This is a genomic window from Cupriavidus necator N-1, assembly GCF_000219215.1.
In the GTDB taxonomy this organism is placed as follows: domain Bacteria; phylum Pseudomonadota; class Gammaproteobacteria; order Burkholderiales; family Burkholderiaceae; genus Cupriavidus; species Cupriavidus necator.
This window is the reverse complement of the sequence record NC_015723.1, coordinates 446,528-460,231: the sequence shown is the minus strand read 5'-3', so window position 1 is coordinate 460,231 and position 13,704 is coordinate 446,528. Positions and strand designations below refer to the sequence as shown.

12 protein-coding genes and 3 pseudogenes are annotated in these 13,704 nt (G+C 61.2%); 14 read left to right on the top strand and 1 reads right to left on the bottom strand.

The window, feature by feature from the left end:
* The first annotated feature begins 15 nt into the window (after positions 1-15).
* The 7 genes from CNE_RS20210 to CNE_RS20185 all read left to right on the top strand — a co-directional run bounded on the left by CNE_RS20210 (position 16) and on the right by CNE_RS20185 (position 5,560).
* The gene (locus CNE_RS20210) at positions 16-225 is read left to right on the top strand and encodes a XapX domain-containing protein (RefSeq protein WP_010812532.1); all 210 of its coding nucleotides are present in this window, start codon (positions 16-18) and stop codon (positions 223-225) included.
* A gap of 32 nt (positions 226-257) precedes the next feature.
* Positions 258-449, top strand: a complete 192-nt coding sequence (locus CNE_RS20205) for a DUF1427 family protein (RefSeq protein WP_013952134.1) — start codon at positions 258-260, stop codon at positions 447-449.
* A gap of 97 nt (positions 450-546) precedes the next feature.
* Complete coding sequence (locus CNE_RS20200; protein ID WP_013952133.1) at positions 547-2,910, top strand: acetamidase/formamidase family protein; 2,364 nt, start codon at positions 547-549, stop codon at positions 2,908-2,910.
* Between the two features lie 217 nt (positions 2,911-3,127).
* Complete coding sequence (locus CNE_RS20195) at positions 3,128-3,625, top strand: hypothetical protein (RefSeq protein ID WP_013952132.1); 498 nt, start codon at positions 3,128-3,130, stop codon at positions 3,623-3,625.
* A 315-nt stretch (positions 3,626-3,940) separates the two neighbouring features.
* The gene (locus CNE_RS41045) at positions 3,941-4,360 is read left to right on the top strand and encodes a DUF1484 family protein (protein ID WP_063712351.1); all 420 of its coding nucleotides are present in this window, start codon (positions 3,941-3,943) and stop codon (positions 4,358-4,360) included.
* A 131-nt stretch (positions 4,361-4,491) separates the two neighbouring features.
* The gene (locus tag CNE_RS41040; protein ID WP_148271644.1) at positions 4,492-4,836 is read left to right on the top strand and encodes a hypothetical protein; all 345 of its coding nucleotides are present in this window, start codon (positions 4,492-4,494) and stop codon (positions 4,834-4,836) included.
* A 115-nt stretch (positions 4,837-4,951) separates the two neighbouring features.
* A complete protein-coding gene (locus CNE_RS20185) occupies positions 4,952-5,560 on the top strand; it encodes a hypothetical protein (RefSeq protein ID WP_041228546.1) in 609 nt (202 codons plus the stop codon).
* Here the strand turns inward: CNE_RS20185 and CNE_RS42160 are convergent.
* Positions 5,532-5,738: an IS4 family transposase gene (locus tag CNE_RS42160; protein ID WP_080569582.1), complete on the bottom strand. Its 207-nt coding sequence runs from the start codon at positions 5,736-5,738 to the stop codon at positions 5,532-5,534. The genes CNE_RS20185 and CNE_RS42160 overlap by 29 nt on opposite strands.
* Positions 5,739-5,852: 114 nt before the next feature.
* Between CNE_RS42160 and CNE_RS42155 the strand changes: the two are divergent.
* The 7 genes and pseudogenes from CNE_RS42155 to CNE_RS20145 form a co-directional block, all read left to right on the top strand.
* Positions 5,853-6,730, top strand: a pseudogene (locus CNE_RS42155) (IS3 family transposase); the annotation flags it as partial.
* A gap of 68 nt (positions 6,731-6,798) precedes the next feature.
* Positions 6,799-8,175: an IS30 family transposase gene (locus CNE_RS20170; RefSeq protein WP_080569612.1), complete on the top strand. Its 1,377-nt coding sequence runs from the start codon at positions 6,799-6,801 to the stop codon at positions 8,173-8,175.
* A 7-nt stretch (positions 8,176-8,182) separates the two neighbouring features.
* Positions 8,183-8,485 (top strand): annotated as a pseudogene (locus tag CNE_RS20165) (integrase core domain-containing protein); the annotation flags it as partial.
* Between the two features lie 337 nt (positions 8,486-8,822).
* Positions 8,823-10,269, top strand: a pseudogene (locus tag CNE_RS20160) (IS1182 family transposase).
* Positions 10,270-10,688: 419 nt separating this feature from the next.
* On the top strand, positions 10,689-11,216 hold the full coding sequence (locus CNE_RS20155; protein WP_041228545.1) for a DUF3455 domain-containing protein: 528 nt from the start codon (positions 10,689-10,691) through the stop codon (positions 11,214-11,216).
* 304 nt (positions 11,217-11,520) lie between these two features.
* Complete coding sequence (locus CNE_RS20150) at positions 11,521-12,414, top strand: alpha/beta hydrolase (protein WP_041228544.1); 894 nt, start codon at positions 11,521-11,523, stop codon at positions 12,412-12,414.
* Positions 12,411-13,457 carry an Ldh family oxidoreductase gene (locus CNE_RS20145; protein ID WP_013952122.1) on the top strand — a complete coding sequence of 349 codons (1,047 nt, stop codon included), beginning with the start codon at positions 12,411-12,413 and terminating at the stop codon, positions 13,455-13,457. The genes CNE_RS20150 and CNE_RS20145 overlap by 4 nt, the downstream gene beginning before the upstream one ends.
* Positions 13,458-13,704 lie beyond the last annotated feature (247 nt).

The window sequence follows — 13,704 nt, the reverse complement described above, 5'->3', positions numbered from 1 at the left end:
AAGGGAGAGAACCACATGCAATACGTCTACATAGGACGCAACGAGCTGGTTGCACTGATCGTCGGCCTGGTCACCGGCACCCTGTATTCCTGGCTGAACCTGCCGATCCCCGCGCCAAACGTCACCGGCGGGATCTGCGCCATCCTCTTCACCTACATCGGCTATCTGATCGTGCACGCGTGGCGCAGGACCATCGCCTTCGGACGACCGCCGGAAAGCCGCTGAATCACGCGCAATTCATGAGATTGGGGAATGACATGCTCGAAATTGCATTGGGCAGCACCGAGCTGCAGGCCGCAGCCGTTGGCTTGGTGACTGGCGTTATCTACACTGCGGTACGTGCGCCGATACCGGCCCCGAACGTGCTCGGCGGGATCTTCGCCATCTTTGGCACGTTTGCGGGGTTCGTACTGGTGGCGGCGATGCGGGGGCAGTTGCTGTTCGGCTAGCGGATGGCCTGGACTTCGCAAGTAGTGCTTTGGATGCGCGGCGGACAGCAATGTCCGCCCGTTTTCGCTGTTGCAGCGTGATGCCAGGGAGGTTCAATTGCACCTTTTGCGTTTTTCCACCGAAGCCTATCCACGCAACCGACGCGGCGCAGCCTGGCGTGACGAACTCCGCGCCGCACGCCTGCATTGCGAAAGCCTGTGCGCCGATCACACCCTGCACGGCACGATCCAGTCCCGGACCACCCCCGCGGGCATCGAGCTGACCTGCATTGCGTCGGTCCCCCAGACGCTGGCCATCACCAGCGGCGATGGCCGCGGCCTGATGCTGGTGATGCTGACCGAAGGCGAAGCGCACCTCGCTGCGCCGGAACTGCGTGAACCGCTGCGGCCGGGGCAGGTGGTCTGCGTGCCGGAACACGCCGCCCGCAGGCTGGCCCTTGCTACCAGCTTCCGGATGCTGATCGTGCATATCGGCCAGGCATTGCTCAGCGCACGCATCACGGCCCCCTTGCCTCGCTCCGCGCTGGTACTGAGCGGCGACTCGGCGGAACTGTTTGCCCGCCTGCTCCAGTCCATGGCGGCCAGCTTCGACACCATCGTGTCCGCAAACGCCAAGGCCATCCAGCCCTTCGACAACACCATCACCGCCTGCCTTGACGCCGCGCTGGCCGACAGCCAGCCCAGCGCACCGCCGGACATGACGCCCTCGCGCGCGGCCGTCTTTGCGCGCGTCTGCAGCCGCATCGACGCACGCCTTGCCGAGCCGGAACTCAGCCTCGCCGCCATCGCCGCGGACGAGCGCATGTCGGCCCGCTACCTGCAGAAGCTCTTCGAGAAATCCGGCAGCAGCTTTTCCGCCTACCTGCGCACCAGCCGGCTTGAGCGATGCCGGGCCGACCTGGCGAATCACCAGTACGACAAGCTCTCGGTCTCCGACATCTGTTATCGCTGGGGCTTCAACGACCCTTCGCACTTCAGCCACGCGTTTCGCGAACAGTTCGGGCTCTCGCCCCGCGCCTACCGTGAGCAGACGGCGAACACGCCCGAGCATCGCCCACCGCAGAATGTCTCCCGCGGGCTTCCGGCCCATGCGAAACGTGCTCCCGCCAGTCCTGGCGCGCCCGCGAACGATGTCCCTGCTGCGCGCCTGCAACCGGCGCCTACCATCGTCCCCATCACCCAGGCGCGCTCGCATGCCGCCCGCCCGGAAGGCCGACACCACTGGCTGCAGGCCACGGACAAGACCGTGCACTGGGGCTATCTCAGCCACGACCTGCCCCCCGTGCTCGAGGTCATGCCCGGCGACACCGTCACCATCGAAACACTGACGCAGCACGCCTCTGACGACCGGGAACGCATGATCGAAGGCGACGCCGGCGCAGAAAGCGTCTTTCACTGGACCGCAGAGCAGAAGAACGTCAACCGGCGCGGCGCGGGCCCCATCGACGCCTCGGTCTATGGCCGCGGCGCCGGCGAAGGCTTTGGCGTGCATATCTGCACCGGCCCGGTCGCGGTGCGCGGCGCCATGCCCGGCGATGTGCTGGAGGTGCGCATCCTCGACGTGCGCCCGCGTCCGTGCTGCAACCCGCGCTTTGCCGGCAGGGCCTTCGGCAGCAACGCCGCGACCTGGTGGGGCTTTCACTATCGCGACATGCTGACCGAGCCGCGCGAGCGCGAAGTGGTCACCGTCTTCGAGATCGATTGCGAACGTGCCGACAGCCGTGCGCGCGCGGTCTACAACTTCCGCTGGACGCCGCAGCGCGATCCGTTCGGCGTGCTGCACCCGACCATCGACTATCCCGGCGTGCCAGTCGACCACGACACCATCGTCAAGAACTACGACGTGCTGCGTGATATCGAGATACCGGTCCGCCCCCACTTCGGCGTCATCGCCGTGGCGCCGGCGCAGGACGGCCTGATCGACTCCATCCCGCCCTCCAGCTTCGCCGGCAACCTGGACAACTGGCGCGTCACCCGGGGCGCCAGCGTCTATCTCAGGGTAGCCGTGCCGGGCGCCCTGCTGTCGATTGGCGATCCCCATGCCTCCCAGGGAGACTCCGAGCTGTGCGGCACGGCCATCGAATGCTCACTCACCGGTGACTTCCAGCTCATCCTGCACAAGAGCACCATGATCGACCGCGACGCTCCCTTCGCCGACCTGAGCTACCCGCTGGTGGAAACCGCCGACGAATGGATTTTGCATGGCTTCAGCTCGCCGAACCACCTGGCTGAACTGGGCCAGATGGCGCAGAGCCACATCTACCTGAAGTCCACCCTAGACGACGCCATGCGCGACGCCTTCCGCAAGACACGCCGCTTCCTTATGTCGGTCAAGGGGCTGAGTGAAGACGAGGCGGTCGCGCTGATCTCCGTTGCGGTGGATTTTGGTATCACGCAGGTGGTCAATGGCAACTGGGGCGTGCACGCCATTATCAGGAAGTCGATGTTCACCCGGCGCTAGCAGGCCGCGGCTAAACCTGTCCACCATTCGCCAACGGCTGGCAAGTGCTACAGACTCCAGACAAACCAATGGCGCGCTCCCTCTCCCGCTTGCGGGAGAGGGCTGGGGTGAGGGCCGGAGCATCGAGGAAGTGACGCGTGTCGGTATGCCACCGCCTGCCCTCTCCTCCGGCCCCTATAGTATCCTCGCGGGTTCCCCGACCCGTACCACGAGATTGATGCACCACACCGACGACGCTCTGCCGGAGCACGAATTCACCGCCATCCACGAACCCCGCCTCTGGCGCGACAAGGGTTGGACCGCCCGCGTCATCAAGAACGAAGACGGCGACGGCTGGGCAGTAGAAATGATCCGCGACGGCAGCGCCGAGCCCGCGCTGGTCGGGCCCTGGACCATGGGGCGAAACAAGGTCGATCCCAAGCCGCTGGATGCCACCGCCCACCAGACGCTGGTCAAGACCGCTTCAGAGGTTATCCGGCGGCATGAGCAGCAATTGCATGCGCAGCTCAACAAGCAGGTCAGTATCGAGTCTGAATCCGGCACTGTGATGGTGAAGCTCGTCATTACGCCGGATGAATTCGAGCCCTTCGGCACGCTCACGGCTGAGGATTCCTTCGGCGATGTGCTGGCGACTGTGAAGGTGCGGCCCGACTTTCGGCTGACGCGCGACAGCGCCGAGCGCTGGGCCGCTGGTGGGTTCGACAGGATTCGCTAGGTAACTGCCTAACAACGAAGCGCCGGAAGATTGCGAATCGTCTGATCGCCACAGACGACAGAGATGGGAACACTAGAGCCATCACCGAAACAACGGTGATCGGGTGTACCAACCCGGATCTCATTCCAGATGGCCGTCTCAAGCGGCCACAGTCGTACGCCCACATCCCTCAGTTAATGGCGGGCCGGGCGGGGCAGCCGCAAGGCTGGCCGGACTACTCTGTGAATGAGCCGGTATTGGTACCCCCGCTGTCAGGCCCGCCACCCTTTTAATGCAGGTATCAGGCGGGTCTTCCAACTGTGATAGGAGCTCGCAATGCAGGAACAAACCGCGTCGAAACAACAAACCGTGTTGGCCGCTATTCCGGAAGAATTTCGGGAATCCATGGATTGCATCAGTGCTGGATTGGACAGGGTGCTGGCGCTGTTGGAAGTGGAAAGCGAATGTTCGGATGCTTGCTTTGGTATCCGGTGCCTGGTGGAGATGATCAAGGCGAAGTTTGATCGAACGTCGAACGGCGGCAGAGATTTTTCCGGTGGAATGAGTGGGGAAGCTGATGTGGCCGGGGGTGTTGCTCCGGTGGGGTGGGATAACCGCAGCTTCGGCTGCGGTTATTTTTTTGGGGCTGGTACAGAGTTGGTTGGTCTGTCCCGTGGGCTGACGCATATCGGCCATGAAGCGTCGTTGGCCCGCGCGATTACTCGGGCGCTCAAACGTCGGCATTCGCCACGCTAACGGACATTCGATGGCCAGCGGCCTCGGATTCGAGTGTAACCGCGAGTGTGGGGCACCGACGCATATGCGCAAGGTTTCTGGCTCAAGGATGCGCTCGTTCGTATCGTTGGGTACGGCGAAGAGGGCTTACCTTGGGCGGCAACGGTATCGAGCAGCAACTCTATGATCGCCAGACCCGCTTTGTGGGCATTTGGACGGAGAAAATCGAGCCCTGGCAGATGTCGACGTTCTTCGGTGCAGGAACGCGCGGCAAAGAATGGATTCAAAGATCAAAATATCGTAGGGTGTTTTACGCAATAGATTCCAAATTTGCCGACCACTTTTTGATTCACTTTTATGCCAGCATTTTGCTGCTCTGCGCGAGCGTTCCTCCTCTGGGAAATAGCAATTCCGGCCACGTCGCATCACTGCGCGACGTGGTCTTTCTTTCGGTTCGACGAGGAACTCCAGGGAAGGTAACCTTGACCTTCAGGTAGAAGTATTCCTCGTCGCAGCAGCCGCAGGTCCCCACACTTGATCACTTTGATGGCCTAATGACGCGCACAGATTCATGCTAATGTAGCGTGCAGCATTCCTAGCCGACTCTAAACTTTGGAGGTCAAATTGCTTCGCCGCAGTTTTGTTGCCCTTGCCGCAGCCGCTCTTGCCGCTTGCGCCGCGTCCTCCATTGATCCACAGACGAAGGCCTCGATCGGCTCCGTCTACGTGGAACCTGTTCAGCTATCCAAGGCTACGGTCTTCGGCCCAAATGCACGCGAGGTGGATACAGTTTCTGGAAAGGTGCCCGCAACGGCGTCGGAGGCCATCTCCCGTATCCAGCACGTACTGGACACGCAAGCCAACCTTTCTCAGTTGATTGAACGTCAGGCAAAGCAAGACCTGGCTATCAGGGGATATCGCCTAACGGATGATGCCTCGCATGCCACGGCCAAGCTGAAGATCACAGTGCGTCATGCGTTGAGCGTCCCTGTCGGCGCCAACGATGTCAGAGGGATAGCAATGAGCGTCGGTACCGAGATGGTGCGGGTATCGGATGGCAAGCAACTGTTTCTAGCCGGGGCAAGTCAGATTAAGGATCCTGGAACGAAGGGTGTTCGTCTGATGCCCTACGCGGAATGGTTCACGAACGAGGGTTTCCTCGTCGAACAGTACCGCTTGGTCGCATGGCTACTCACGGCCCAGACGCTTGAGGGCCTTTAAGGTATTTCCTTATGCAGAAATCACGCTCTTCCCGTAGCGCTTGAATGGTGAGCGCGGCGTCCATGGTTCGCTGCATGCCGATCCAGATCGTCTTGGCGCCGGGCTCGCCATCGCTCTTACGCCCAAGGAACCCTACTGCGCAGTAGCTTCCTTGTAAATAGTGGAATTGTCCGCCCACTCTTTAGAGCTCTCACAATTTCAAGCTTCCATTCGAAAGCGACCTTGTGGTGGTCTAATTTCCTCGGACAGGTCGATAGGAGGACAATCCGGAATCGACGAGGAAAAAAGATAGATGACAAGAAGGCGCCGACAATTTGACGCCAGCTTCAAGCTGGAAGTAGTACGGATGGTGCGAGACCAAGGATTATCGGTCAGCGAGGTTTGCCGGTCGATGGAGCTTGGTGAGACGGCCGTTCGGCGCTGGATGGCGCAGTACGATGCAGAGTGCGCCGGCGGGCCTGGCGTGGGCAAGCCGCTGACGGCGGAACAGCAGCGCATCCGGCAACTGGAGGCGGAGAATCGGCAACTGCGCGAGGATAACGCCTTGCTAAAAAAAGCCTCGGCCTTCTTTGCGCGGGAACTGAAGTGAGCTACCGGGTGGTAGCCCACTTGCAACAGGAGGCCGTATCGGTCAGTAACGCCTGCCGGGTATTGCAGGTGAGCCGCTCGGGCTACTATGCGCACCGCCGCGCCAAGCCAAGCATGAAGACTCTGCAGGAGCAGACCCACGTCAAAGCGGCGTTCGCTGCGAGCGGCGCCAGCTACGGCAGCCGGCGTGTCATGCATGCGGTGCGGGAACAAGGGGTGCGCCTTGGCCGCTACCGGATTCGTAGGCTGATGCGCGAAGCGGGCTTGCGCGCGACCTGGAAGCGTAAGTTCGTGTCGACGACTGACAGCAAGCACACGCTGCCAGTGGCAGAGAACGTGCTGGACCGGCAATTCGACGTGGCCGAGCCGAATCGGGCCTGGACTTCGGACATCACCTATGTCCGCACGGCTCAAGGCTGGCTGTATCTGGCGGTCGTGCTGGACTTGTACTCGCGCAAGGTCGTGGGCTGGTCGATGGCGCCGACCATGCCGGCCGACCTGGTGATGTCGGCACTGAGCATGGCGCTGCAGCAGCGAAGGCCAGCGCCGGGACTGGTGCTGCACTCGGATAGGGGCAGTCAGGACGGATTCAACCGGTCGTCGCAACACCTTTAATCGAGGAGGTGTTTATGGGACGGCCAGCGGGGTGGATGCAGAAGTTGACAGGGCGAGGAGCGATGCGCTCTCCAGGTGCACCGTCGCATCGGCGTGAGATCGAGCGGCGATTCTGGGCGCAAATCGCAACAGGCATTACAAGTGAGAAGGCAGCAGAGGCGGTTGGCGTATCGCAGGCAGTAGGCGCGCGCTGGTTCCGCTATCGTGGCGGTATGCCACTTTTCATGTCGAACCCTATATCTGGTAGGTACTTGTCGTTCGCGGAGCGAGAAGAGATTGGGCTACTTTCGCTCCAAGGCGTCGGAGTACGCGAGATCGCTCGCCGTATCGGACGCAGCCCGTCAACGGTCTCCCGGGAACTGACGCGTAACGCTGCAACTCGTGGCGGCCAGCTTGAGTATCGGGCTTCAGTTGCGCAGTGGAAGGCGGAACTGGTTGCCAAAAGACCCAAACCGTCGAAATTGGTGACTAACCCACGGCTGCGCCACTATGTGCAAGATCGTTTGGAGGGCAAGGTTTGCGACGCTGATGGCCGTGAAATTTCTGGGCCTCGGCAAGCGCCGTTCAAAGGAAGAAACAAACCGCATCGCGGTGACCGCAAATGGGTCAATGGCTGGTCGCCCGAACAGATTTCCAATCGGCTGCAGATCGACTTCCCGGATGATGAATCCATGCGCATATCTCACGAAGCCATTTACCAAGCGCTCTATATCCAGGGCCGCGGCGCTCTCAAGCGCGAGCTGGTCAGCTGTCTGCGCACTGGGCGGGCGTTGCGCGTACCGAGGGCCAGGGCACAAGCCAAGGCCTGGGCGCATGTTAGCGAGGATGTGATGATCTCTAGCCGGCCTGCAGAAGCGCAGGATCGTGCTGTGCCAGGGCATTGGGAGGGTGACCTGATCATCGGCCTGAACCGATCTGCTATTGGGACGCTGGTGGAGAGATCAAGCCGTTTCACCATGCTCGTCCACCTGCCTCGGGAGAAAGGCTATGGGTCGACTCCCCGGACGAAGAATGGCCCCGCACTGGCTGGCTACGGAGCTGTCACGATGGCCAATGCGCTCAAGAAGACGGTGTCCGACATGCCTGCCCAGTTGTGGCGGTCATTGACTTGGGATCGTGGCAAGGAACTATCCGATCACGCCCGCTTCACCGTCGAGTCCGGGGTAAAGGTATTCTTCGCCGATCCGCACAGTCCATGGCAGCGCGGCACGAACGAGAACACGAACGGTCTTCTGCGACAATACTTTCCAAAAGGCACAGACCTATCCCGTTGGAGCGCTCGAGAGATCCAGGCCGTTGCCAATGCACTGAATACCAGGCCCCGAAAAACGCTTGGTTGGAAGACACCTGCCGAAGCCCTGGACGACTATCTAAAATCTGTTCAACAATCTAGTGTTGCGACGACCGGTTGAATCCGTCCAGTACGCGAGCGCGGAGTATCAGACCTTGCTGGCACGCCATCAGATTGTTTGCAGCATGAGTCGAAAAGGCAATTGCTGGGATAACGCGGTGACGGAACGGTTCTTCCTGAACCTGAAGATGGAGCGCGTGTGGCAGCGTCAATACGCCAACCACGCCGAGGCACGGCGCGACATCACCCAGTACATCGTTGGTTTCTATAATCCGGTGCGCTTGCACTCAACCCTGGGGTATCTGTCGCCCGCTGCCTACGAGGCGAAATCGATAGAAAAAGAACCTATCTGCCTGTCCGAAATAACTTGACCACTACACCTTTCTCTGATTATCGACAGACAAGGGGCACCCCGCGTCATTATGCGGGGCGTTTCGCGATCGCTCAGGTCGATTGCGCCTTCCAGTCCGTTCCGTTCGTGAAGGCCGATGAGTGCTCTATGGATCTCCGAGGCAACCGTCGCTTCCCGGCAATTCTGAGTCTATTGCCTCCAGATCCTCGATTACCGAAGTGGCCGAGCGGATGACTGTTGTATCTGGGAAGCTGCCGTTGGCGATGCGCACGGCCCAGTGGCAACATTGGGTCGAGGGTGTGTGAAAACGTCTCGATCACCTAGACTGGATCAACGCATTCAGATTGGGGGACCGGATGAAGCGATTCATAGAGGGAGAAGGCCGCAAGCAAGCTACGCTGCTTCCAGAATGCCTCGATGATTTCATCGCCGAGGATAACCCCGCTAGGATCATCGACGCGTTTGTTGAAGAGTTGGATCTCGAGTCGCTCGGGTTCGAAGGTGCCAATCCTTCGATTACAGGTCGCCCCTCATATCATCCTGCCGTCCTGTTGAAGATATACATTTATGGCTACCTCAACCGGGTCCAGTCCAGCCGCCGTCTAGAACGCGAATGCCAACGCAATATAGAGCTGATGTGGCTGACCGGCCGACTGGCGCCGGACTTCAAGACGATTGCAGACTTCCGCAGGGATAACAGCACGGGCATTCGCAATGTCTGCCGTCGTTTCGTAGTTCTGTGCCGCGATTTAAAGTTGTTCTCGCAGGCCTTGGTCGCCATCGACGGTAGCAAGTTCAAGGCAGTCAATACTCGGGACCGCAATTTCACTGCTGGCAAGGTCGACAAGCGCCAGCAGCAAATCGAGGAAAGCATCCAGCGGTATCTGAGCGCGCTGGAGACTGCGGATCGCACGCAGCCGGCGGAGATAGAACTCAAGACAACTCGACTGCGCGAGAAGATTGCGCAACTGCGTCAGCAGGTGCATAGCCTTGACCAGATAAAGCAAGAGCTCAAGACGCTGCCAGATGGTCAGATCTCGATGACCGATCCAGGATGCGCGCTTGATGGCGACAAGTGGCAAGGGCTCTGGAATGGTCGGCTACAACGTACAGATGGCCGTAGATGCAAAGCACCATCTGATCGTCGCTCATGAGGTCACCAATATTGGCAATGATCGGGCGCAACTCAGCTCGATGGCTCGAGCCGCTCGCGATGCGATGGGTAAGACCAGGCTTAAAGCCATAGCTGATCGTGGCTACTTCAGTGCGCAGGAGATCAGGGCGTGCGCGGATACGGGCATTGCTGCCATCTTGCCCAAGCCAACGACGTCCAGCGCGAAGGCGGGAGGTCGATTTGATAGGGCGGACTTCATCTACATTGCCCGAGACGACGAATATCAATGTCCCGCCGGCGAACGTGCGATATACCGCTTCACCAGAGAAGAGCATGGACTGCAGTTACGCCGCTATTGGAGTAGTGCTTGTCCTCAGTGCACCATGCGGTCTCAATGCACGCCGAGTCCGTACCGGCGCATCTCCAGATGGGAGCATGAGGCAGTGCTGGAGGCCGTCCAGCGCCGGCTCGACAAGACGCCGGATGCAATGAAGGTTCGCAGGCGAACCGTCGAGCATGTCTTCGGAACCTTCAAGCATTGGATGGGCTACACGCACTTCTTGACGCGCACGCTACCGAATGTAGGAACTGAAATGAGCCTGCATGTTCTGGCGTACAACCTGAAGCGCGTCCTTCGAATTCTCGGGTTCTCGAAAACAATGAAGGCCATGCGCCTGGTGGGTGCGTAAGCACCCAATTGCGCCCAAAAAATGGGGCTGACGACCACGCTCAGGGGCCCATTAGCGCTGTTCGCACCCGTTCCGACGCCGCCCACGACCGGATTAGCCGAAAATTCGATAAGACAGGCTACGCCCCGGAGGGGACGCGCATTGGTGCGATTCGAGAGACGTTTCCACCGGCCTCGGTCGGGAAGAGACGCCCCTATAGCCCAGGCCAAGGCCCCTTCTTGGGCCAGAAGCGCCCGTGCCGGCGCTCTCACCACCGCCGCTACCGAAGAGCAAGCCGCCGGATGCTTGCATGTGGGCGCCGGGACTCGTTCGCCGATGGTCTCCACCCGCGGGCCGGCACCGTCCGGACCCGCGCGGACGCAACTGGCAACGTGGCTCGGGAAGTACTATCCTCCCATGGGCTAAGGTAAGGAGGCCAAATGTCGCAAGGTTCTCGGCATTTTCGCAAAGCGAATCTTACTGTACTCTGCATGGCAGGCGTGCTCGTTTCGTGTACCACACCGAGGATATCGGCTCCGCCCGAACTCCAACCCACCGACGCGCGTGGAACGATCGCGGTGCTGCACGCATCCGGTGTACAGATTTATCAGTGCAAGCGTGCGAACGACGGCCGGTTGTTATGGAGCTTTTTGGCCCCGGAAGCAACCCTGAAGGATGACACCGGACAACTCGTCGTCAAACACTACGCTGGGCCAACCTGGGAAGCGCCTGACGGCAGCAAGGTGACCGGCAAGGTATTACGACAGACGCCCAATGCTCAGGAGCCGGACAGTATTCCACTCTTGCTATTGCAGGCAACGAGCACCGGCGGAACTGGCCTGCTTGCGAGGACGCGTTACGTGCAACGGCTGAATACGCTAGGCGGACAAGCCCTCCCTCAGGCCTGCACACAGGAGGGACTGGAGAATCGCATGCCGTATCGGGCGGACTACGTCTTCCTGGAATAGCCAAGGTGACGCTGGCAGATACCGTGCCGGTTTAATACTTCCCGCTGGCGGTGGCCTGCTGGTTGTAAGGAAAGGCACTCCCCACTCTGGCACAGCGATGCCGTTTCATGATGAGGGGGCACGCCTACCTGCCTCGCTTCCCAGATCTAAATGGAACCGCTCCCGCTTCGTGGGGGCGGGGGCGCGTTCATTCCATCTTTTTCTCCCTCTCAAGTAAGCGGACGATCGGGTAAGTCAGTGGATGCTTGGGCAGCCATCGGAAGGCGGATTTCGTACAACATCGTGTGCCACGAAACTTGGAGAAATGAGCGTGCACACGGTTGTGAAATTTGACTCCGACGGGCTTCGCCTGGCCGGAGCCCTGCATTTACCCCCCGATCTTGCCGCAGGCGAGCGACGTCCCGCTATCGCCGTGCTCCATGGGTTCGGCAGCAACAAGGACGACGGCATGGTGCAGTTGGCAACGCGCCTGTTTTCGTCGCTGGGCTATGTGGTCCTGCGCTTCGACATGCGGGGCTGCGGTAACAGCGAAGGTGCGCGCGGCAAGGTACTATGCGAGGACCAGGTGAGCGACACCCGCAACGCGGTCAGCTACTTGCAGAGCCTGCCCGAAGTGGAGCCCGCGAAGATTGCTGTGATGGGTCACAGCTTCGGTGCGGCCGTGGCGGTCTATGCGGCTGGCGTTGACCCTCGCATCGTGGCCTGCATCTCATCGGCCGGATGGGGCGATGGGGAAGTAAAGCTGCGTCAGCAGCATGCCGGTTCGGCCGCCTGGCAGCGCTTCGAGGCAATGGTGGAAGAAGGCCGTGCCCGGTTGGCCACGGGCCAGTCGATGCAGGTCTCGCGCTTTGACATCGTGCCCATTCCCCCCGAGATGCGCAGCAGTCTGCCTGCGGGAAGCTTCATGGAGTTCCCGTTCGAGGTGGTCGAAAGCATGCTGCGCTTTCGGCCGAACGCAGTGGTCGGCAACATTGCCCCGCGTCCGCTCCTGCTGCTGCATCCGGCGGACGACTCGGTCACCCCTACAGACCAGTCGATCGGGCTGTTCCGCAACGCCAGGATGCCGGCCGAACTGCATCTGTTCTCGGAGATCGATCATTTCATCTTCTCCGATGACAACCGGGCCGTCCTGAACCTGGTCACGGACTGGCTGCACAAGTTCTTCCCGGCCCGCCAGGCGTCTTTGGGGGCCGCATGACTGCGCGCCCCTCGACCATGATCAGCGCAGCCGGGCTGCAAGCCTTCGCACAGGCACTACTTGCATCGGCCGGGCTGCACGAACCTGGCGCCTCACTGGTGGCGGAGAGCCTGGTATGGGCTGACCTGCGCGGTTCGCCCGGACATGGGGTTTCGCGCATCCCGCAGTACACTGCGTGGCTGGCCTCGGGCGACATGAATGGCCAGGCACAACCGCGCCCGGGGCTAAGCCTGCCAGCCCTGACCGTGGTCGAGGGCGATCGCTGCGCCGGTGCGCTGGGCATGCGCATTGCCGCCGGGCAAGCTATCGCCGGGGCGCGCCAGGCCGGGGCGAGCCTGGTGCTCTTGCGGGAGACAACGCATACCGGCGCGCTCGGCTTTCACACCGCGCATGTGGCCAGTGCAGGAATGTTTGCCATGGCAATGGCCGCTTCGTCACCGCTGATGGCCTACCATGGCGCCTCGGTGGCGGGCGTCTCAACTGCTCCGCTGTCCATGGCCTGCCCGGGGCTAGGCGAGCCGATCGTGTTCGACATGGCTTCGGGAGCCGTTGCCTTCGGCAAGCTGATGCAGGCTCGGGCCACCGGCCGGCCGCTCGAGCCGGGCTGGGCCATCGATGCCATGGGTAATCCCACCACGGACGCGCGCCAGGCGACAACGCCGCTGCCACTGGGCGGCCCGAAAGGGTCGGGCCTCGCGCTGATGGCCGAGATCGCCTGCAGCCTGCTGACCAACCATCCGATCCTGGCACCCACGCTGCTGGCCCCCGCTGCCGGTCATCGCCACACGCAGAACGCGTGGTTGCTCGTGATCGATATCGCCCAGGTGGTGGACCCTTCCCTGTTTCAAGCGCAGTTGGCCGAGCTCGCTGGGGCCATCCACAACCTGCCGGCCTCTGTCGAAGGTCCTCCGCGGCTGCCGGGAGAACGCGGCTACGCCGAAGCCCGGGAGCGCGGCGCGAACGGGATTGCCTTGGCGCCTGTGACTGCTGACGCGCTGGAGGCACTTGCCAGCCAGGCTGGCATCCGCGCCCCCTGGGCGTAGCGTGGCCGGAAAGTCACCTGCAGGCGCGCCGAGGAATCGTTAGCAACGCCCTGCCCGTTCCCCTTCCCGTGTGGACCTTGTTTCACGTTCGGCCGAATCGACGGGACTGCACTGTCTTTCCCTTGACGGCTGCCACACACATGACATAATCCTGACCGAATGCAAACGTTTGCACTTTTTGGGGGTTATCGAGTGATTCGCCGAAGCGTGTGGAACTGACGGGTCCTCTGTCTCCTGTACGACTTCT